At 44.6% G+C, this 22,108-nt stretch carries 20 protein-coding genes, 1 pseudogene and 1 other annotated feature; of the genes and pseudogenes, 4 read left to right on the forward strand and 17 right to left on the reverse strand.

The window, feature by feature from the left end; genetic code table 11:
- Positions 1–148: 148 nt before the first annotated feature.
- The 3 genes from V179_RS0114275 to V179_RS32225 all read right to left on the reverse strand — a co-directional run bounded on the left by V179_RS0114275 (position 149) and on the right by V179_RS32225 (position 5,540).
- Positions 149–856: a YhcN/YlaJ family sporulation lipoprotein gene (locus V179_RS0114275; RefSeq protein WP_235179113.1), complete on the reverse strand. Its 708-nt coding sequence runs from the start codon at positions 854–856 to the stop codon at positions 149–151.
- 109 nt (positions 857–965) lie between these two features.
- Positions 966–1,973 (reverse strand): phosphotransferase, encoded by a 1,008-nt coding sequence (locus tag V179_RS0114280; RefSeq protein WP_084552357.1) that lies wholly within the window; start codon positions 1,971–1,973, stop codon positions 966–968.
- 15 nt (positions 1,974–1,988) lie between these two features.
- Complete coding sequence (locus V179_RS32225; RefSeq protein WP_326929548.1) at positions 1,989–5,540, reverse strand: hypothetical protein; 3,552 nt, start codon at positions 5,538–5,540, stop codon at positions 1,989–1,991.
- Between the two features lie 855 nt (positions 5,541–6,395).
- Between V179_RS32225 and V179_RS31740 the strand changes: the two genes are divergently transcribed.
- A complete protein-coding gene (locus V179_RS31740; RefSeq protein ID WP_235179123.1) occupies positions 6,396–6,566 on the forward strand; it encodes a hypothetical protein in 171 nt (56 codons plus the stop codon).
- Positions 6,567–6,714: 148 nt separating this feature from the next.
- Here V179_RS31740 and V179_RS32485 read toward each other — a convergent pair.
- From V179_RS32485 to nadB, 4 genes and pseudogenes are all read right to left on the reverse strand, one after another.
- Positions 6,715–6,828: pseudogene (locus V179_RS32485) on the reverse strand (LysM peptidoglycan-binding domain-containing protein); the annotation flags it as partial.
- Between the two features lie 295 nt (positions 6,829–7,123).
- On the reverse strand, positions 7,124–8,230 hold the full coding sequence (gene nadA, locus V179_RS0114290) for a quinolinate synthase NadA (protein ID WP_028392069.1): 1,107 nt from the start codon (positions 8,228–8,230) through the stop codon (positions 7,124–7,126).
- Entirely contained in the window at positions 8,230–9,078 is an 849-nt protein-coding gene (nadC, locus tag V179_RS0114295) for a carboxylating nicotinate-nucleotide diphosphorylase (protein ID WP_028392070.1), read from the reverse strand. Before nadC ends, nadA begins: the two co-directional genes overlap by 1 nt.
- Entirely contained in the window at positions 9,059–10,642 is a 1,584-nt protein-coding gene (gene nadB, locus V179_RS0114300) for an L-aspartate oxidase (RefSeq protein WP_028392071.1), read from the reverse strand. Before nadB ends, nadC begins: the two co-directional genes overlap by 20 nt.
- Here nadB and V179_RS32490 point away from each other — a divergent pair.
- From V179_RS32490 to V179_RS0114310, 3 genes are all read left to right on the forward strand, one after another.
- Positions 10,562–10,738, forward strand: a complete 177-nt coding sequence (locus tag V179_RS32490) for a hypothetical protein (RefSeq protein WP_407637236.1) — start codon at positions 10,562–10,564, stop codon at positions 10,736–10,738. The two genes, nadB and V179_RS32490, sit on opposite strands and share 81 nt — an antisense overlap.
- Positions 10,739–10,757: 19 nt before the next feature.
- Positions 10,758–11,882, forward strand: a complete 1,125-nt coding sequence (locus V179_RS27990) for an IscS subfamily cysteine desulfurase (RefSeq protein WP_034301187.1) — start codon at positions 10,758–10,760, stop codon at positions 11,880–11,882.
- A 69-nt stretch (positions 11,883–11,951) separates the two neighbouring features.
- On the forward strand, positions 11,952–12,485 hold the full coding sequence (locus V179_RS0114310) for a transcription repressor NadR (protein WP_028392072.1): 534 nt from the start codon (positions 11,952–11,954) through the stop codon (positions 12,483–12,485).
- A 116-nt stretch (positions 12,486–12,601) separates the two neighbouring features.
- On the opposite strand, the gene pheA is transcribed toward V179_RS0114310, so the two are convergent.
- The 10 genes from pheA to V179_RS0114360 form a co-directional block, all read right to left on the reverse strand.
- A complete protein-coding gene (gene pheA / locus V179_RS0114315) occupies positions 12,602–13,477 on the reverse strand; it encodes a prephenate dehydratase (RefSeq protein WP_028392073.1) in 876 nt (291 codons plus the stop codon).
- Between the two features lie 300 nt (positions 13,478–13,777).
- Complete coding sequence (locus V179_RS0114320; RefSeq protein ID WP_028392074.1) at positions 13,778–14,230, reverse strand: ACT domain-containing protein; 453 nt, start codon at positions 14,228–14,230, stop codon at positions 13,778–13,780.
- Between the two features lie 303 nt (positions 14,231–14,533).
- Positions 14,534–15,823: a GTPase ObgE gene (gene obgE, locus V179_RS0114325; RefSeq protein ID WP_028392075.1), complete on the reverse strand. Its 1,290-nt coding sequence runs from the start codon at positions 15,821–15,823 to the stop codon at positions 14,534–14,536.
- Between the two features lie 30 nt (positions 15,824–15,853).
- Positions 15,854–16,411 (reverse strand): Spo0B C-terminal domain-containing protein, encoded by a 558-nt coding sequence (locus V179_RS0114330; RefSeq protein WP_028392076.1) that lies wholly within the window; start codon positions 16,409–16,411, stop codon positions 15,854–15,856.
- A 467-nt stretch (positions 16,412–16,878) separates the two neighbouring features.
- Positions 16,879–17,169 (reverse strand): 50S ribosomal protein L27, encoded by a 291-nt coding sequence (gene rpmA, locus V179_RS0114335; protein ID WP_028392077.1) that lies wholly within the window; start codon positions 17,167–17,169, stop codon positions 16,879–16,881.
- Positions 17,170–17,184: 15 nt separating this feature from the next.
- Positions 17,185–17,514, reverse strand: a complete 330-nt coding sequence (locus V179_RS0114340) for a ribosomal-processing cysteine protease Prp (RefSeq protein WP_028392078.1) — start codon at positions 17,512–17,514, stop codon at positions 17,185–17,187.
- 11 nt (positions 17,515–17,525) lie between these two features.
- On the reverse strand, positions 17,526–17,834 hold the full coding sequence (rplU, locus tag V179_RS0114345; protein WP_028392079.1) for a 50S ribosomal protein L21: 309 nt from the start codon (positions 17,832–17,834) through the stop codon (positions 17,526–17,528).
- A gap of 13 nt (positions 17,835–17,847) precedes the next feature.
- Positions 17,848–17,929, reverse strand: a sequence feature (ribosomal protein L21 leader region).
- 42 nt (positions 17,930–17,971) lie between these two features.
- Positions 17,972–19,459 (reverse strand): Rne/Rng family ribonuclease, encoded by a 1,488-nt coding sequence (locus tag V179_RS0114350; RefSeq protein WP_028392080.1) that lies wholly within the window; start codon positions 19,457–19,459, stop codon positions 17,972–17,974.
- Positions 19,460–19,502: 43 nt separating this feature from the next.
- Positions 19,503–20,369 carry a M50 family metallopeptidase gene (locus tag V179_RS0114355; RefSeq protein ID WP_028392081.1) on the reverse strand — a complete coding sequence of 289 codons (867 nt, stop codon included), beginning with the start codon at positions 20,367–20,369 and terminating at the stop codon, positions 19,503–19,505.
- Complete coding sequence (locus tag V179_RS0114360) at positions 20,362–21,132, reverse strand: M23 family metallopeptidase (RefSeq protein ID WP_028392082.1); 771 nt, start codon at positions 21,130–21,132, stop codon at positions 20,362–20,364. The genes V179_RS0114355 and V179_RS0114360 overlap by 8 nt, the downstream gene beginning before the upstream one ends.
- Positions 21,133–22,108 lie beyond the last annotated feature (976 nt).

The raw sequence follows: 22,108 nt of genomic DNA on the forward strand, positions 1-22,108 counted from the left end.
CATTTATTCCATAGTTTGACCAAGAAGAAAGATTTTACTCATATCCCTCAAAAAAAGGGCCAGACCTTACATCTACTATAACGTTTGTATGACGAGTAAAGTCATAATAAATGTTGTATAGAGTGTTGGCCAGACCCTTTGGAAATTATTATTTTATATGGTTTTCATGAATGTTAAGCGTATCCATCATATTTTCCACATTTAAGATGACTTGTTCTTTTGGTCCGCCGCCACGAAGCTTATTGTCTAGCACGGTTGTGCGATAATAAACTCCTTGGTCAGTTAAGACGTACAGCTTTCGACCGCCTGCCATAGATTTAACGCTGCTTTCAACTTTTTCTTTAGCAGCAATTGCCACGTCCCTAGAATAATCATCGAGCAATAATGTAACTATGAGCTCTTTATCTCTGACAATTGCGCATGATTCTTGCACATGATCGACTTTGTTTGCTGTTTTCATGATGGCGTCGACAAGTCTGCCTTCATACGCATTGTAATACGACGATTTCGTCCTTAGTGGAGTAATGTGACCGTGGTAATTACGATCTTTTGAGCTGAAACGGCGATCTTGAAATAGGATGCCATCCCCATATTCCGATCTCGGAATGGTGGGATCCTCGCCATTTCTTTCTAGATTTTCTTGAATCTGATTGGCTTCGTTATAATCGTACACCACCTGGCCAATTGGTGCTTGATACGTGATTTGCCGGACTAAACGATCCTTACTATTCGAATCATAGCCGCCCGTTTTTAGGACATCGTCTTGATTCTTATCCCCAGCCTGATTATTAGCCGAGCAACCAACGAGTCCGCACAACAAAACCACACATGGGAGCACGAGTTTTTTTTTCTGCACCAACGTAGAAAACCTCCTAAAATGAAAATGAGCGAGTATGCTCTATTTTAGTTTCCATTTCAGCTTCGGTTTTTACACTGTCAGTTGCGTCCAGACGAGAGGATTCCTGTCAAAGCAATTCAATCATACCAGCTATTTCTTCATTGAATTTCATCCGTTCCGCAAATCGTTCAACGGTCATTTTCCAGATGCTATGCATCTGCGTTGAATGGTTGGAAACCTGATGTTTACAGAGCCGATTCCACTCACGTAATATATCGGTTGGATATGTGAGAGCATATAAAAATGCTTTATTATCTTTGTAGACTGCGATTTCCGGATACGACCATAGTTCTTTTGCTGGGTCACCTAAATAGGGCCAGATTCGACTACAATATTGCAAATAGTCGATGAGCGGTGCACCGTAGGCAATCAGGTCAAAATCAATCAGGGCAAGTTCGCCATCTTGTTTTCTTAAAAAATTATGATGGGCACAATCGCCATGAATGATAACTGATTTCTCAGCCGTTAACTCATTTTCATGCTGTTTCATCCCGGCTAACGCCCACTTAGCCCAGTTTATCCAACTAGTTAAAATCGGTTCAGCAACTAACTCGCGGAGAAATGGCTCATTGTAACAAAATAGCCCTAAACGTTCTTCCCATTTAACTATTTGATTAAAATAGCTGAGTTTATTGGTTAAGTTTGAGCCGGTACTTTTATGAAATGTACGAAGTACGCGTAATCCTTCGATCCGATTTTTTTCATTTCTAAAATGAAAGCGGTCCGATGAAGGCGAGACGTACTCGATAGCTCCGAATACTTGGCCGGCATGTTCAAACACAGGTAAATGTTCCAAAAACGAATACGAATCGGTAAACCCATTCTTTTTTAAAAGTTGAGTCAATTCTTTTTGCTTGTTTAATGCTACAATCGAAGCAAACCCTTTCATGATAAAAGAATACTCCTTACATTGAACAAGGTAAACAGAACTACGCAAATGTTCGATTTTCAATGGCTGTAGCTGATGACTTTGCAAATAAGAGAGGAGACAAGTGTAAAATACACTGTCTCCTGTTGCCTTAATATGCATCACTTTCGTCGGCAAATGTCGGTCGTCCAAAAGTTTGCGGAGCATTTACATTTCCTGGCATTAAATCTGGTTGAAACTGTCCGGTAATATCTGGTCGAGCACCGTACCATGGCTGACTTCCATTACCTCGTTGACCATCAACTGCTGGATAATCGCCGAATTCTGGATTGCGACCAAATCCTGGCATACCTCCACCTGGTTGACCTCCCATTCCCGGCATGCCTCCACTTGGTTGACCTCCAAATCCTGGCATGCCTCCACCTGGTTGACCTCCCATTCCCGGCATTCCTCCACCTGGTTGACCTCCCATTCCCGGCATGCCTCCTGGTTGACCTCCCATTCCCGGCATGCCTCCTGGTTGACCTCCCATTCCCGGCATGCCTCCTGGTTGACCTCCCATTCCCGGCATGCCTCCTGGTTGACCTCCCATTCCCGGCATGCCTCCTGGTTGACCACCCATTCCCGGCATACCTCCACCTGGTTGACCTCCCATTCCCGGCATGCCTCCACCTGGTTGACCTCCAAATCCTGGCATACCTCCACCTGGTTGACCTCCCATTCCCGGCATGCCTCCACCTGGTTGACCTCCCATTCCCGGCATGCCTCCACTTGGTTGACCTCCAAATCCTGGCATGCCTCCACCTGGTTGACCTCCAAATCCTGGCATACCTCCACCTGGTTGACCTCCCATTCCCGGCATGCCTCCGCTTGGGTGGAACCCAGGCATGCCTCCGCTTGGTTGGCCGCCGAATCCTGGCATACCTCCACTTGGTTGACCTCCCATTCCCGGCATGCCTCCGCTTGGGTGGAACCCAGGCATGCCTCCGCTTGGTTGGCCGCCGAATCCTGGCATACCTCCACTTGGTTGACCTCCCATTCCCGGCATGCCTCCGCTTGGGTGGAACCCAGGCATGCCTCCGCTTGGTTGGCCGCCGAATCCTGGCATACCTCCACTTGGTTGACCTCCCATTCCCGGCATGCCTCCGCTTGGGTGGAACCCAGGCATGCCTCCGCTTGGTTGGCCGCCGAATCCTGGCATACCTCCACTTGGTTGACCTCCCATTCCCGGCATGCCTCCGCTTGGGTGGAACCCAGGCATGCCTCCGCTTGGTTGGCCGCCGAATCCTGGCATACCTCCACTTGGTTGACCTCCCATTCCCGGCATGCCTCCGCTTGGGTGGAACCCAGGCATGCCTCCGCTTGGTTGGCCGCCGAATCCTGGCATACCTCCACTTGGTTGACCTCCCATTCCCGGCATGCCTCCGCTTGGGTGGAACCCAGGCATGCCTCCGCTTGGTTGGCCGCCGAATCCTGGCATACCTCCACTTGGTTGACCTCCCATTCCCGGCATGCCTCCGCTTGGGTGGAACCCAGGCATGCCTCCGCTTGGTTGGCCGCCGAATCCTGGCATACCTCCACTTGGTTGACCTCCCATTCCCGGCATGCCTCCGCTTGGGTGGAACCCAGGCATGCCTCCGCTTGGTTGGCCGCCGAATCCTGGCATACCTCCACTTGGTTGACCTCCCATTCCCGGCATGCCTCCGCTTGGGTGGAACCCAGGCATGCCTCCGCTTGGTTGGCCGCCGAATCCTGGCATACCTCCACTTGGTTGACCTCCCATTCCCGGCATGCCTCCGCTTGGGTGGAACCCAGGCATGCCTCCGCTTGGTTGGCCGCCGAATCCTGGCATACCTCCACTTGGTTGACCTCCCATTCCCGGCATGCCTCCGCTTGGGTGGAACCCAGGCATGCCTCCGCTTGGTTGGCCGCCGAATCCTGGCATACCTCCACTTGGTTGACCTCCCATTCCCGGCATGCCTCCGCTTGGGTGGAACCCAGGCATGCCTCCGCTTGGTTGGCCGCCGAATCCTGGCATACCTCCACTTGGTTGACCTCCCATTCCCGGCATGCCTCCGCTTGGGTGGAACCCAGGCATGCCTCCGCTTGGTTGGCCGCCGAATCCTGGCATACCTCCACTTGGTTGACCTCCCATTCCCGGCATGCCTCCGCTTGGGTGGAACCCAGGCATGCCTCCGCTTGGTTGGCCGCCGAATCCTGGCATACCTCCACTTGGTTGACCTCCCATTCCCGGCATGCCTCCGCTTGGGTGGAACCCAGGCATGCCTCCGCTTGGTTGGCCGCCGAATCCTGGCATACCTCCACTTGGTTGACCTCCCATTCCCGGCATGCCTCCGCTTGGGTGGAACCCAGGCATGCCTCCGCTTGGTTGGCCGCCGAATCCTGGCATACCTCCACTTGGTTGACCTCCCATTCCCGGCATGCCTCCGCTTGGGTGGAACCCAGGCATGCCTCCGCTTGGTTGGCCGCCGAATCCTGGCATACCTCCACTTGGTTGACCTCCCATTCCCGGCATGCCTCCGCTTGGGTGGAACCCAGGCATGCCTCCGCTTGGTTGGCCGCCGAATCCTGGCATACCTCCACTTGGTTGACCTCCCATTCCCGGCATGCCTCCGCTTGGGTGGAACCCAGGCATGCCTCCGCTTGGTTGGCCGCCGAATCCTGGCATACCTCCACTTGGTTGACCTCCCATTCCCGGCATGCCTCCGCTTGGGTGGAACCCAGGCATGCCTCCGCTTGGTTGGCCGCCGAATCCTGGCATACCTCCACTTGGTTGACCTCCCATTCCCGGCATGCCTCCGCTTGGGTGGAACCCAGGCATGCCTCCGCTTGGTTGGCCGCCGAATCCTGGCATACCTCCACTTGGTTGACCTCCCATTCCCGGCATGCCTCCGCTTGGGTGGAACCCAGGCATGCCTCCGCTTGGTTGGCCGCCGAATCCTGGCATACCTCCACTTGGTTGACCTCCCATTCCCGGCATGCCTCCGCTTGGGTGGAACCCAGGCATGCCTCCGCTTGGTTGGCCGCCGAATCCTGGCATACCTCCACTTGGTTGACCTCCCATTCCCGGCATGCCTCCTGGTTGACCACCCATTCCCGGCATACCTCCACCTGGTTGACCTCCCATTCCCGGCATGCCTCCACCTGGTTGACCTCCAAATCCTGGCATACCTCCACCTGGTTGACCTCCCATTCCCGGCATGCCTCCACCTGGTTGACCTCCCATTCCCGGCATGCCTCCACTTGGTTGACCTCCAAATCCTGGCATGCCTCCACCTGGTTGACCTCCAAATCCTGGCATACCTCCACCTGGTTGACCTCCCATTCCCGGCATGCCTCCGCTTGGGTGGAACCCAGGCATGCCTCCGCTTGGTTGGCCGCCGAATCCTGGCATACCTCCACTTGGTTGACCTCCCATTCCCGGCATGCCTCCACTTGGTTGACCTCCAAATCCTGGCATGCCTCCACTTGGTTGACCTCCGAATCCTGGCATGCCTCCACTTGGGTGGCTTCCGAATCCTGGCATGCCTCCACTTGGTTGGCCTCCGAACCCTGCCATTCCTCCACTTGGTTGATCTCCGAACCCTGACATGCCTCCGCTTGGTTGGCCTCCGAACCCTGCCATTCCTCCACTTGGTTGATCTCCGAACCCTGACATGCCTCCGCTTGGTTGGCCTCCTGATCCCGGATTACTTCCGTGATCTGAATGGTCTCCATATCCCGGATTACTTCCGTGACTTGAATGGCCACCATATCCTGGTTGTGCTACTGGAATATTAGCATCATAATAATCAGACTCTACCGATTCATGTTCGTAGGATCCACCTACATTTTGTGGATAGTTAGCTTGATGATGATGTCCTGGACCCATGGCATACCCTGGTTGATAAGGATTATATGGTTTTGCTACATGTTTTGGGCCACATCCACAATCGGATTCTTGTTTTTGCGGTTGGATATATGGCTGATACTGTGATCCCATCACGCCGCCAAAAGACTCCATAGAGGACTCATGTTTTGCATACGGAACATGATGACCACCCTGATAAGGCTGATTGGGCATGACCCCATGTATATTGTCGGTTCCATAATAATGAGGATGGTGATACATTTCATCAGATGAAGATTCGTGCATATGATAGTGGTGCGATCCAACTTGCGGCATCGGATATCCTGGCCCGTAAACCGGCTGCTGCGGATACTCATAACCAGTTGGACATGGCATGCTTTGCGTGCCTGCTACCATACCAGGCATATGTGGATAGGCCCAAGGATTAGGTGGAGGCGGATAACAAAAACCAGTACCTGGCATGATCGGTGTAATAGGCATACACTCCTCTTCCATAATTACCTCCACAGACTCCACTTCCATGGATTCTACAATCTTCTCTTCTTCATAACTAGGAAGCACATGTTTTGGCTTTTCAGGTATTACAGGCATTTGTGGCTGAACAACGGGCTTTTGCACATTCATATTCGCCATATTGACCATATAATAGTTATTAATATCAATTTCTGGAATAACCGGTTGAGGGATTGGCATTTCTTTTACAATCGGTTTTTCCTTCACGATTACTTTTTCCTTCACAATCGGTTTTTCTTTTATGATTGGCTTTTCCTTTACTACGTGATGCTCTTTTACGATCGGTTGTTCTTTTACGATTGGTTGTTCCTTTACCACTTGAGGCGCTTGAGGTGCTTGCACCATCGGTTGTTCTTTCACCATATGTTGCTCTTTTACGATTGGATATTCTTTCACAGCGTGCTGCTCTTTCATGATTGGATGATGTTCCACAGCCCCAGCCTTCGTACCGTAATTGATTTTCGCATGATGGTGCCCATCTTTCGCGACATGACCGCTTGCTCCAGGAATCTTTATTTTCATACCAGGCATCATCATATCCGGATTGCTAAGATGTGAATTTACCTTCTTAAGTTCTTCAAAGCTTACGCCATATTTCTTTGAAAGTTTCCAAAGTGTATCACCTTTTTGGACTATATGAATTTTCACGCTGTTAACCCCTCCTATGCATAAGTCCATATATACTATGAAGCGTTAGGCAAATTGCTATCATTATCATCAAAACTTATGCGAGAGATTACATTTTTATGAGAGCAATCCCGTTCACCACTGGGGAAGGATCAAAATTTTCTAAAAAACATCCATGAGCGTCTGCTCCTAACTAAAACGATGAAAAAAGTTCAGGTTCTCAAATCGAATAACCTTATGAAGGTGGCGGTGCGGAGGTGATTTTGCAAAGCCCCGCCCCTTTTCCGAAGAGAATGCCATTTAGGTATTATCTTCGGAAAAGGGGCGGGGCTAGAATATTTTAAGCTTACGCACGCTCAAGCATGCGATTTAAAGCAAGAATAGCATCATTTGCGATTTCTTGTGGCACCTCAATCGGATTAAACCGAACTCCACTTACAATTGATTCTAATGACCAGAGTAAATGAGGTAAATCGATGCGGTTCATCGTTAGGCAAGGGCACATATTAGGATTCAAGGAAATAATGTTTTTATCTGGATATTTGTTGATTAATCGTTTGACAAGATTCATTTCTGTGCCAATCGCCCACTCACTGCCGGGACTTGCTTGTTCAATTTTATCGATAATATAGGAGGTAGAACCGGCATAGTCAGACATCTCAACAACTTCTCTACGGCATTCAGGATGAACAATGATATTCATATTTGGACGCTCTATCCGTAACGTTTCTATATTCTTGGTTGTGAAATTTTCATGAACAGAACAATGTCCCTTCCACAATAGCACAAGAACATCTTCCACATTACCATCATAGATCAATTCATCTTTATGCGGGTCCCATACAGCCATTTTATCTAGAGGGATGCCTAGATCATAAGCAGTATTTCTTCCTAAATGCTGATCAGGTAAAAATAATATTCTTTGTTTTTCGGAAAACGCCCACGAAACCATTTCTTTGGCGTTCGATGAGGTGACGGTCGCACCACCATTTTTTCCGACAAAAGCTTTAATGGCAGCTGTTGAATTCACATAAGTAAGCGGCAAAATTGTGTCTCCGTACATCGCTTGTAGCTTTGTCCATGCTCGTTCAGTTTGCTCGATATCAGCCATATCGGCCATCGAACAACCAGCTCTCATATCTGGTAAAATGACCGTTTGCTCTCGTGTTGTCAAAATATCAGCCGTTTCCGCCATAAAGTGAACGCCGCAAAACACGATCGATTCCGCCTCACGGTTTTTGGCAGCAAGTTGTGCCAATTGTAAGGAATCGCCTGTTACATCGGCGAACTGAATCACTTCCTCACGCTGATAGTGATGACCAGGAATAAATAATCGTCCGCCAAGTTCTTTTTTAATTTCCCAAACACGAGCTTCCATTTGTTCGTTTGACATCGTTTTATACATATCAGGTAAAACACTTGTTGATGCTTGTACCAAATCCAGAATACTCATTAGAGAGCCTCCTTACATTCCATTACTTTTGCGCTTATATCCAATGCCCGAACACTATGGGTCAGACAACCTAGAGAAATAAAATCAACATTTGTTTGGCGGTATAATGCCAATGTATCTAAGGTGATCCCCCCAGATGCTTCCGTTATAATATGGGGTGGCACGAGTTTAACAAGCTCAGCAATTTCTTCTGGCGTTCTATTATCAAACATAATAATATCAGCGCCGGCTGCAACGGCTTCTCTTACTTGCTCTGCCGATTCTGTTTCTACTTCAATTTTTATCGTATGACCAAGCTTCGATTTCACAATTTCAACTGCTTTCGTAATCGAACCAGCGAAGGATATATGATTATCCTTAATCATGACAGCATCATATAACCCGTAGCGATGATTAAAAGCTCCGCCAGAACGGACTGCATATTTTTCTAGCATCCTTAAGCCTGGCGTTGTTTTTCGTGTATCACACGCTTTCGTCTTCGTTCCTTCTAATAGGGTACAAGCTTGCTTAGATGCCGTAGCAATACTAGACATTCTTTGCACTAAATTAAGAACAACTCGCTCCCCCTTCAACAGTGCCGCCATGTTTCCAGTGATGGAAACAAGTGTACAGCCTGCCTCAAATTCTTCGCCATCTTGTACAAAAAGCTCAATAAACACATGCTCATCTAGTAACGAAAAGCCGGTCTTAATCACATCACTTCCCGAAAAAACACCTTTTTCCTTCGCTAAAAAAGTTAATGTGCCACGCTCATCTTTAGCAAACAATATATCACTCGTCACATCTCGATCACCGATGTCTTCGATGAAAAATGCTTCTAATATTTGCTTAAGCTTTAATTTGTTCATATAGCTCCCGACCTTTCAATTGATGGATGGCTCGATTTCGATCAAGCACAACTGATTCCTCACGCCAATCCTCATCATGTTCAAACGGATAGTCTGTTCTGAAATGACCGCCTCTACTTTCCGTTCGCTCGATTGCTGAGTATGCAATCAACCATGACACGATGACCGCGTTGATTCTTTCGATATCACGTAAAGCGAGTTGTGTCACATCAACAAACAATAATGCTTCTATATTGAATGATTCCAGCCACGATAGGAGTCTGGAAAGTTTTGCTTGATTACGGACGATTCCCGCATCATTCATTATATTTGCTTGTATAACTGTTAGATTAGGTAAAATTAAATGTGATAGCGCTCGTTTTGTTTGCTTTTTTTCAATAGGCAAAACACGTTCAGGTGCTTCTGCAAGATACCGGCCAACAGACTTTCCAAAAACGAGTCCTTCAAGCAGAGAATTGCTCGCAAGACGGTTCGCACCGTGAACGCCTGTACAAGCGACTTCACCTACTGCATATAACCCTTTGACGGACGTTCTTCCCCATTCATCAACTTCAATGCCACCCATTAAAAAATGATTTCCTGGTGCAACCGGAATTCTTGCCTTGGTTAAATCCTGTCCATTGTTTTCACAAAGCGCAGCAATGGTGGGAAATCTTTTTTTGAAATCAGCAATCATCGAAATGTCTAGATAGACTTGTTCACCATTTTTCAAATAAGCATAAATTGTTTGTGCGACAATATGACGGGGAGCCAGCTCCTTTTGGGGATGCACATCGTTCATTATTCGCTTCCCTGACTCTGAAACTAGCTCTGCTCCTTCTCCCCGAACAGCTTCTGACACAAGTCCTACTGTTTTGCCATTTATATAAAGCAAGGTTGGATGAAATTGAATGAATTCCATATCTCGAATTCTCGCTCCTGCTTTAAATGCTAATGCAATGCCATCTCCGCTCACAGTGGGTGAATTGGAAGTAAATTGAAATAATGAACCACAGCCCCCAGTTGCCAAAACAACCGCTTTCGCATAAATGGAGTTTATTTTTCCTTCTTTGCTCATCGTTTTGACGCCGATACATGAGTCGTCCTCGCCGAGAATTAATTCAATCGCCGCTGTATGCTCCATCACGTGTATGGAAGATTTGGCTAAGCGCTTTAGATAATGTTCCATCAGATGCTTTCCTGTTGCATCACCATGACGATGGAGAATCCTTCTTTGGCTGTGCGCTCCTTCTAGCCCTAGCAATGGCAAACCATGTTCATTACAATCAAACACCATTCCTGAATGCATGAGCTCTTGCATTACGACAGGACCTTCGTTTACAAGCTTGTCAACAGCAAGTCGATTATTGTAATTGCGACCAGCGCAGACTGTATCTATTTTATGTAGCTCAGGTTTATCGTCATTGGCTATGGCACAAGCAACGCCACCTTGAGCTAAGTAGGAATTACATTGTCTTAATTCTGATTTTGTGATGAGTATCACATGTTTAGTCTTGCTAGCTGTAAACGCTGTCTGCAAAGCAGCAACACCACTACCGACTATCAGTACATCCACCGGGTCCATACTTCCGCCTCCTGTATAAACAGATGTCTTGACACATATCTTTACATACTATTTAATGATTTACAAGAGTTTTTTTCTAGCAGTCTATTTAATTAACAAAATGGATGTGGATATATTGAGATATTTTGACTATGCAGCAACAACGCCAATCGATTCTGATGCACAGAAAATTTGGATCGAAGCTTCACAACGTTACTTCGGCAATAGCACAAGCCTTCATGACATCGGTACCAATGCTTCTGGGCTCCTCGATTTATCCCGGCAACAACTTGCCGATATTCTTGGAGTCAGAAAAGAAAGTGTCGTATTTACAAGTGGTGGAACTGAAAGCAATATCCTCGCCTTAGAGACTTTTTTAGCTTCACGAAACCGAGCAAAAAATCATATCATGATCAGCCAAACAGAACACGCTTCGTTAGCAAATTATGTGAAAAAACTTGCAGAAACAGGCTATGAAATAACATATTTACAGCATTTAGCCGATGGAAGAATTGATTTGGAACATCTATATGATAATATGAACGAACAGACATGTATGGTCATTGTTCAGCACGTCAACTCTGAGACTGGCGTCATTCAGCCGATTATAGAAATCGGCCAGATTACGCAGGAACGAGGAATTTTCCTACATGTCGATTGTGTACAATCATTTGGGAAATTTCCGCTTCAAACCATTTGTGCGCTTTGTGATAGCATCAGTATTTCCAGTCATAAGGTCTATGGACCAAAGGGCGTTGGCGCCGTCATTTTTCCGAAAATCGGTGAGCTGACCCCACCGATTCCAAACATGACGCATGAAGCGGGCTTTCGCGCTGGAACGGTCAACGTTCCTGGCATTGCCGCCTTTATTACGGCAGCAAATGCATTCGTAGATCAACAAAGTCAAGAGTTCAGTCGTGTGAAAACATTACGCGATCTTTGCTTGAATCAGCTTTTTGAACATGACGTGGATGTTCAAGTTATTGAATCGTCCTACCAATCCCCATACATTCTTGCGCTTACGTGTAGAGGATTACAAGGCCAATATATGATGCTAGAGTTAAATCGAATGGGGTTTTGTATATCAACAGGAAGTGCTTGTCAAATCGGCAAGCAAGAGCCTTCAAAAACGATGATTGCACTTGGAAAATCAGAAGAAGAGGCACATCAGCTCATACGGATTTCTTTTGGCAAACACACGACGGAGGAAGATGTTCAAAATCTTTGTCAATGTATCATTGAAATTATTACCGTTTCATAACAAGATTACGGTTTAGGAGTCTCTTATGATAAACTTAGGATATCGATAATTACGCTAAGGAGCGGTACAATGACAGACAGAAAGAAATTGTTAGGGGAAGAAAGACGGGAAAAATTACTGAGTTTATTACAAACATCAGCGCAACCGATCACAGGAAGCGCACTCTCGAAAATGACGAATGTAAGCCGACAAGTTATTGTGAGCGATATTACCTTGCTAAAAGCAAGAAATGAACCAATCGTCGCCACGAGTCAAGGATATATATATTTGCAAACAAAAAAGCCAATCATGCATGAACGGACTGTCGCATGCAATCATGACCCATCACTCACTGAAATAGAATTAAATCTGCTTGTTGATCTAGGTATTATGGTAAAGGATGTAAAAGTTGAACATCCTGTGTACGGCGATTTGACAGCTTCCATTATGGTGACCAATCGCAAGGAAGTTCAGCAATTTTTAGAGAAGGTGACAAAGACGAAAGCCGCCTACTTGTCCGAATTGACGAACGGTATTCATTTACATACCATTGCCGCATCTTCAGAAGAACTACTCAATGAAGCAGAGGCAGCGCTAAAGAAAGCAAACATCCTCATTGATTAAAGGATGTCTCCTAAAGGTCTGACCTCGCACTCTAAATCAGTAAGTAGTGTATTTTATCTATAACTGTATTTAGTTATTGCGAGGTCTGACCCTTTGCATGTACAGCACCATTCAACTCACTTTTGCATGACGCTACTTTTAACAGAGAAGCTAGGATAGGAGCCTAGAACAGACACTTTGCAACCTAAAGCCTCTAACTCAGCAATCGTTCCTGGAATCAACACTTCGTCCATCGCCATTTCTACATCAATAATAAAGAGGTAATCGCCAAGACCCGTTTTCATTGGTCGAGACTCGATTTTGGAAAGATTCAACTTCCTCCAAGCAAATGCAGATAACACTTGATGCAGCGCCCCCGTATAATCCGCTGGCAGCGTGACCATAAGCGTCGTCTTCCTGCCACCTTCTGCCGCCATATGTCCACGATACGCTACATCTTTATGAGAAACGACAACGAACTTCGTATGATTATGGGAATAATCATGAATATTATGATTCGTGATGACAAGTCCGTACTCTTCTGCTGCCATCTCATTAGCAATCGCCGCAATTTTCCGCTCTGGATTCTCTTTAACCATTTTTGCTGCCGCAGCCGTTGACGTTGTATATTCATAAGGAATCCCTTTCAACTCACGGTGCAAAAATTTATGACATTGCGCGATCGCATGGGAGTGAGAGTAAACGATATCCGGTTTAAATGCAGGATCACTATGATTAGGATGAACCATAAAATGCTGCTGAATCGGAATAATAATTTCTCCCCGTATCGGCAACTGTGCTTCATGGGTTAAATAATCAATCGTGATGTTAACCGAACCTTCCAACGCATTTTCAATCGGAACGAGAGCAAGTTCCACCTCTCCTTTTTCAACTGCATCTAGACAGTCAAGAATCGTCGGCATCGGTATTTTCTTTGCATCAGGAAAAAGCTTAGAAACCGCTAAATCCGTGAAAGTTGCCTTTGGACCCAAGAAAGCAATTTCATATGTCATGTAAAATAACTCCTTTTTCACGAAAATAATGTTTATCTTATGATATATTCTGATATTTTACAATAGTTTTGCAACAAAAGGGTGGAAAAACAAAAATTAAATGTATGAAATTAAGAATATGCATCGAATTTTGTCATTGATCAGCGATAAAACTTCCATTTTCCAGCTTTACAAGCGCCAAGGGTTTGCGTGCTGGAATCGATACTCTGCGAGCGGGATTTAAGTATTGCTCACCGGAGCTGAATTTATGCGTCAATCTATAGAAAAAAAACCCACGCACAATATGCATGGGACAGCCAATCACGTACCAGATCCTAATACTTCTACCCTTTCGACGAATTCCATTTTCCTGAAATTTGTCATCATTTCATCCACTCCAACCTTCATCGCACTTGCATCGAGTGATAAAGTTACATTGGCTCGACCTTGTAGAGGAATCGTTTGGTGAATAGTTAACACATTACAGCCAGATGATGCGACGACACGCAGCAACTCTGATAAAGTTCCGGAGCGATCTTCCAGATAAAAGAATAATGTAACCAATTTTTCCTTTACAATCGTATGAAACGGAAAAACGGTATCACGATATTTATAATAAGCACTTCTACTTAAATCTACCCGTTGGACGGCTTCCCAGACTGATTCAGCTTTGCCTCTTTCAATCATTTCTTTCGCATCCAGTGTTTTCTTCATCGCTTCCGGCAGCACATCTTCTCTAACTAAGTAGAATTTTTTATCAATTTTGTTCGCCATGCGCGCACCTCCAACTTTATGACGTTAAAATATTTTTGTCTTTATCTCGCATTAACGGGCAGTAAGCCCCCGTTTGGTGAGATACAGTGAAACCTACCGATGTGAACTTCAGCGGTTTTGTTGAGGCCCACAGGATGTAGGTCACACAGACGTTGCCGCAGGACGCGGCGCACTTAGACTGTGATTCATTGAATAGGGTTTTCGTACTGTCGATTGATCGAAGCGAATGCGAAGATCTTAGCGACAGTAGATCCGGACTAGCAATCAGCGGGGAATGAAGCCCCCACCGATTGAAGTTTCACTTTATTCAACAAACTCAAATTCATATTCCAGTATTCGAACAGTCACTCCATTTGTCGCTCCACGTGAGCGTAATGCTTCATCCACACCGAAAGTACGTAGCTGTCTTGCAAAACGGCGAACCGATTCATCGCGGGTGAAATCCGTCATTTTGAATAGGCGTTCGATTTTAAAGCCAGAAACATTAAAGCTTCCGTCAGACTCACGAGTAATTTCAAATTCATCTTGTGCCACTTCATGCTTGTACATGACGCGGTGAACACCTGTCTCTTCCTCTTCATGCTCAAGAGGGAATTCTGGTGTTTCCTCGATTTTATCTGCAACAGCATATACAAGCTCGCGAATTCCTTCACGTGTAACAGCTGAAATCGGGAAGATTGGATAGTCTTCTGTCAATTTTTCTTTAAAGATCTGCAGATTTTCTTCTGAATCAGGCATATCCATCTTACTTGCAACGATGATTTGTGGACGCTCAGTAAGTCTGAGATTGTATTCTTGAAGCTCTTTATTAATCGTTAGATAATCTTCGTAAGGATCTCTACCTTCTAGTCCTGACATATCAATAACGTGTACGATGACACGCGTTCTTTCGATATGACGTAAAAATTGATGTCCGAGGCCAACACCCTCAGAAGCTCCTTCAATTAATCCAGGCAAGTCAGCCATAACAAAGCTACGACCATCTTCAGTTTCAACCATACCAAGATTCGGAACAATCGTAGTGAAATGATATTCAGCAATTTTCGGACGTGCAGCAGAAACAACCGAAAGCAAGGTTGATTTCCCAACACTTGGGAAGCCAACTAGCCCTACATCAGCAAGTAATTTAAGCTCAAGAATAATATTCCGTTCTTGCCCTGGTTCACCATTTTCCGCAATCTCCGGAGCCGGATTGGATGGACTTGCAAAACGGGAGTTCCCACGTCCGCCACGTCCGCCTTTTGCGATAATTGCACGTTGACCATGTTCAACTAAATCAGCAATGACCTCTTTTGTATCATCGTCCATGACAACTGTACCTGGTGGTACTTTAACAATCATATCACTAGCGTTTTTGCCGTGCATATTTTTGGACATGCCGTGTTCGCCACGCGGTGCTTTGAAATGACGTTGATAACGGAAATCCATTAGCGTCCGTAATCCTTCTTCCACTTCAAACACAACATTCGCGCCGTGACCGCCATCTCCTCCAGCCGGTCCGCCCATTGGTACATATTTTTCTCTTCGGTAAGCAACGATTCCGTTCCCACCATCTCCACCTTTTACAAATACTTTGGTTTGATCGATAAACATGTTATCACTTCCTTATCTCTGTATGTAATCCTAAGATGTCTTCTGTTTCCTATTGATATCCATAGTAAAGTAAAACATTTGCTCTGTTGTTTCTTCAAAATCAATCGTCTGGTTATCTTTTGACGAATTCCGCAAAAACTCAGTCACTAAGGCTACATCTTTTATCTTTCCCTGTAAATCAAAGGAAAATCGGATTAAATCGGTACTTTCATTTTTATATATGCTGATTAATAATCTATTTTCGCTATAAGCATCCAGCTGTTCTTCAAGAAAATGAAAAAAATTCATTGTCCAATCGTACATCATTTGATCCATCACGCTCGTACCTTGCACCATATCAATTACTTCGAATTCACTCTGAAACACACGAAATCTCCAATTAGCAGTCAGCAAAAGCTCGCTAAATTTAGGCATGTCAATACTGGATATCTTTGCCTCATGCCTAGCTACTAGTATGATATCATCAATGATTGCTTTCACACGGTCGGGTTTGCTTAGTTCCAGGTTCCCTTTTATTAATTGAATTTTATTCAGCCAGTCATGTCGTGAATGACGTAAAATTTCAACGGTTGACCAATCTTTTTCCATAAATGATTACTCCTGCTATTTCGTCATAGGCTCTGTCATGTATTTTTAAATGAATAATAGCTGCACTTCTCACGTATTTTAATTAGTAATTAGCGTAAAACTTAAGGTGCTTCTGCTTGTCGCTGATAAACAGGCGCCTTCCGCTTTTCTATTCATTATATCAAATATTCGCGAAGTGCGGTTAGTAGGAGGTTGATTATTATCCTTACATGAACCACCTTCCAAAAAACTCTTTTTGTATGAAGGACATGGGGCGGACCTTCGCAACTTAATAATACAGCCAACACATACATATAAGTTCTTTGGACGATGGCAGAGCATGTTCAATCATTTTTCAATTATAAAAAAGGGTCAGACCCCTTCTTCACGATATATAGCAAACCATTCATGCAAATGTCGCGATATATTGTGATTATAGAAGGAATCAGACCCTTTAAAGCAAAGCTTCTTATTCAAAGATGCAAGGATTATGCTTCTTGTGCAACTGGATACACGCTTACTTTTTTACGGTCACGTCCGAAACGTTCGAATTTAACTACTCCGTCCACTTTCGCGAATAGAGTATCATCTCCACCACGTCCAACGTTTTCACCCGGGTAGATTTTCGTTCCGCGTTGGCGGTATAGAATAGAACCACCAGATACGAATTGACCATCTGCACGTTTAGCGCCTAAACGCTTTGATTGTGAGTCACGACCGTTTTTTGTTGAACCTACTCCCTTTTTGGAAGCAAAGAACTGTAAGTCTAATCTTAACATATGTTCCACCTCCTATTACTTGAGGATAATTTTCATGTATTTTCCGTAATCACGTTCGATCGTCTGAAGCGATATAAGCATACTGTTTAAGAGCAGCTGTACCTTCTCCTGTGATTCATCCGAAATGGAATCCGGAAAAATACAGCGAAGATATCCACCGTCTTTACCTTGCTCAATCTCAGGTTTTACATCTGTTAAAGACATAATGGCATTAAGCGCCCCGAAGGAAACCGCTGATGCCCCTGCACAAACAAGATCAGAACCTTTTTTAGCGAAATTAGCATGTCCACTCATTGTAAAAGATTTAATTACATTTTGTGGAGCATCAAAAGTCACAGTGATCATAATAATCAGCCTTACGCGTTGATTGCTTCGATAACAACTTTAGTGTATGGTTGACGATGACCTTGTTTTTTGTGGTAGTTCTTCTTCGATTTGTATTTGAAAACAGTGATTTTCTTTTGTTTCCCTTGTTTTTCGACTTTACCTGTTACAGTAGCGCCGTCAACTAGTGGAGCACCAACTTTCACGTTTTCGCCACCTACGAATAAAACTTTGTCAAATGTAACAGTTTCGCCTGCTTCTACATTTAATTTCTCAATGTAAACTGCTTCGCCAGCTGCTACTTTAATTTGTTTACCGCCAGTTTCAATAATTGCGTACATACCTGCACCTCCTTGAATGTCTCAGACTCGCCAATCATAGGCGTTTTGCATTAAGCAAAAACTTGTGAACCTACTTTGAGCGGTTGTAGCACGGGTGCTACAAACATAACAGTAAAATCCTATCATATATTCATGGATCATGTCAATAGATTTTCACGTACTATCATCAGTTCATCTTTTGTTCCAAATCGTTTAATTTCATATCGATGATCATTCCCTTTGACAATCCTAACAACAATTTCTTTATGAAGCATCTCTTCAAGCACCGGCTTATAAGCGTCCTGTTCTCCAAACAAGATCGTTGAGACGGCTTCGTTTGTTTCAATCAAGACGGCTTCCTCGTCACGCTTCCGATGTTCCATCAGTTCACGTTCGAGCCGAAAGGCAACCGTTTCTGCGCTATCCACCTTGCCCGTACCGAGACACACAGGGCAAGCCATGGTTAATTTTTCGCTTAGTGAAGCTGATGTCCGTTTTCTCGTCAATTGGAAAATCCCAAGCTCTGTAAAACCAAGCAACTGAACACGCATCTCATCTTGTTTCGTTTCTGTTTTCAGCATCTCAACAATCGCGTGGTGGTGCTGAGCTTGTTTCATATTGATGAAATCAATCAAGATGATTCCACCAATATTCCGAAGTCGCAGTTGATGAGCAATCTCTTTTGCCGCTTGCATATTTGTTTCAAAAAGCGTCTGTTCCTTCTCAGCCTTGCCAGTAAACTTGCCCGTATTCACATCAACAACTGTGAAGGCTTCCGTTTCTTCAAAAATAAGATAGCTGCCATTTTTTAACCAAACAACCTTCTTCAACGCTTGCTCTGCTTCACTTTCGATGCCTAAATGAGAAAAAATATTGACCGGTCCAGCTTCATAAAAAATCTCCCAGCCACTTCCATGATCTTGCTGCCATTTTTTCAATTCCTGAAAACAAGTAAAATCATCCACATAAAGCTCTCCACTTGGCGCTTGGGACATTTCTGTTAAAATACTTTCAAAAAAAGAATCTCGGCGCGACACAAGAGTAGGTTTTTTTAACGAGGTAGCTTTTTTGAGTAACTGAGCATAGTTTTCTCTCTGTGTTTCTAGCTGTTTGAGGAATACAGCCTCGCTCATTTCTTCCATCGCTGTTCGAATAATAAGCCCTTCATCTGCTTTTTTATGTGTAAGGACCATGCTTCGCCATTGATTCTGACTTTCTGAGCTTTTGAATTTTTTAGACACACCGACATAATCGATTCCATGTATATAAACAACATGATTGCTCGAAAGCTCAATCAATCCTGTCAGCTTTGCTCCTTTTGTCCCCGCCTCATCACGAGTCACTTGAACAAGCAGTTTTTCCCCTTCACGTATGTACTGACTAATCGAGCTTTTCTGTGTACCTTTTCGTTTCGCTTCTTGATAAGATGGAAGCTCATCCCGATACAGAAATCCACTCTTTTTTTCCCCATAATCAATAAACGCCGCCTCCATACCAGGCAGAACTTTCGTCACTTTACCAAGGTAAATATTACCGACGCTACCAGCAGATTTCGGCGGCTCAATTTCTAATTTAGTAATACGTCCATTTTCTATACATGCGTATCTTTTTTCTCGTGTAGATAGATTGGCAATTAGCTTTTTCATGATAAAATCCCTTCAAACAATGTGTGAAGCAAGAATATCACATTTAATAGGCATATAACAATTCACCAATTTTGCCATTGGTCATTTTATTTGTAAAATAGGCATGAAGTAGTTCATTTTCATCTAACGAACCGCTTTCCTGGCCATTTTTCATGACAATGACTGGATGCTTACAACCACGCTGAAATTTCTCCAATACTTTGTAAATCATCTCATTCTCATCGACTTGAATCGGTTCAAGCCTTGTTAAGTCCATACTTCTGCCATAATGGCGATCAAGTAGAAATCGAATGAACGCATAATAACGCTGACGCCATTCCATCGCTAGCGTAATCCCAATAAAGCAAGCAATAATCCATACGTTTAAATTGAACGAAATCAATAGCACCGACAGAATGAGACCTGCTGTTGCCAAAATCGCTGAGAAAAGAAGTGTGAACGAGTGCGCATCGAGAAAGGATTTGCGTTTGGATAATCCCAGAAACAACAGTTTACCACCATCTAGCGGCCATACAGGAAGCAAGTTGAACAGCATCACAGCTGCATTGCTGTAAAAGAATTGCTGATACATCTCATATGGCATGATCGAAAACGAGTAGAACAAGTAGGCAAGGCCGACGAGCCAAACATGCTGAACAGGTCCTGCCAAAATCACAATCAAATCTTCCTTAAGTGATTTGTTTCCATACTCATCTGTTTCCATAGTGCCTCCAAATGGAAGCAGATGGATTGATTTAATCCGCCATTTAAAGAAATGAGCTGCTATAGCATGGCCCATTTCATGAAAGAAAATAATGACAAAAAACATGATCATTTGCGTGAAATGTGAAGTCAAGACAGAAATCGCAATCACGAGCCATAATGTAGGATGAATGTTGACTTTCCATAACAGCTTTAATAATTCATTCAAAGGAAATCACCTGTGTCGGATCAATAAATTGATCATTTTTTTTAATAGCCAAATAAAAGGTCCCCTTTGAACCGTTTTCACTAGCTGTTACCTTGCCGATTTCAGTGCCTTTAGCCACAGGATCATAAAGCTTTACATCGACTGATTCTAGTTGGCCATACCATGATTCACTCTTATCAGCATGTTGAATCATTACTGTTTTCCCCAAACCTTCCTTCACGCCGGCAAACATGACAATGCCTTCCCTAAGTGCATTCACCTTTTTATTTTGCGATGTCTCAATCAACACCCCTTCACCATTTACCTCAAAACTTTCTGTGATTTTACCAATAACCGGTAGTGCTGATTGATTATCTGGACGATCCGCAACTGTACCCGATTCTTTTTTCGTTTTATCAGGATAAAATGCGATCGGTTTCCCAAACGTATCCTCATACCATGATGCAACTGTCGCAAACTGAAACTCTTGATTCATCGTTTCTTTCACAACACTTCTCACTTCATCAAGCTGTGTGGACGGATGTTTAAAAGCAATGGCTACTAATAAAAACAAACATGCAGCCGCAAGAATTTTAAACAAAAACCACTCTTTTTTGAAAAGGGGAAAATCATTTCCTGGCGATGGACTTTCATATGATAATGGGGGGCTATAACCATCTGTTTCATCTTGAATTAAATTCGCCCATGCTCCCTGTTGATGATGTTCAGCCCGCTTTCTCCGCTTGGCAATTCGTTCCTGAATTCTCTTTCTTCGATCATCCATACTTTGGTCCTCCCCCGTCTTCTAGCTTTGTACAAGTGTATGACGTACTTGTCCGAACTATGACAGTTACGCATAGGGGGCAATGTAAAATCAGGCATAGCCTGGGCAACAGCTCACTGGTTCTAGAATTGCGTGCCGGAACGGGGGTGTTACGTGCCGGAATTTGTACTTTGCGAGCCGGATTCACAATTTGCGTGCGAGATTTGCGATTTGCGTGCCGAAGCTCAATTCAACGCTAAAATTTTCGAAGCTAGCCTACCTATTCCTTCGAGATCAGTCCTTTATGACAGATTTCATAGGCAATCTGTAGCTTATTTATGTGGTCAGACAATGTTCTGTGGAAATACCAGACTTTGCGCAGACATCAGCTCACCAGTTCAAGCATTGCGGGCCAGAATTCGAATTTGCGTGCCGGAACGGGGGTGTTACGTGCCGGATTCACGATTTGCGTGCGAGATTTGCGATTTGCGTGCCGAAGCTCAGTTCAACGCTAAAATTTTCGAAGCTAGCCTACCTTTTCATTCGAGATCAGCCCTTTATGACAGATTTCATAGGCAATCTGGAGCTTATTTATGTGGTCAGACAATGTTCGGTGGAAATACCAGACTTTGCGCGGACATCAGCTCACCAGTTCAAGCATTGCGTGCCAGAATTCGAATTTGCGTGCCGGAACGGGGGTGTTACGTGCCGGAACGGGGGCGTTACGTGCCGGAACGGGGGCGTTACGTGCCGGAACGGGGGTGTTACGTGCCGGATTCACGATTTGCGTGCGAGATTTGCGATTTGCGTGCCGAAGCCCAATTCAACGCTAAAATTTTCGAAGCTAGCCTACCTTTTCATTCGAGATCAGCCCTTTATGACAGATTTCATAGGCAATCTGTAGCTTATTGATGTGGTCGGGCTATGTTCTGAGGAAATACCACACTTTGCGCGGACATCAGCTCACCAGTTCAAGCATTGCGTGCCAGAATTCGAA

The organism is Bacillus cihuensis (assembly GCF_000504145.1).
Classification (GTDB): Bacteria; Bacillota; Bacilli; order Bacillales; family DSM-1321; genus Peribacillus; species Peribacillus huizhouensis.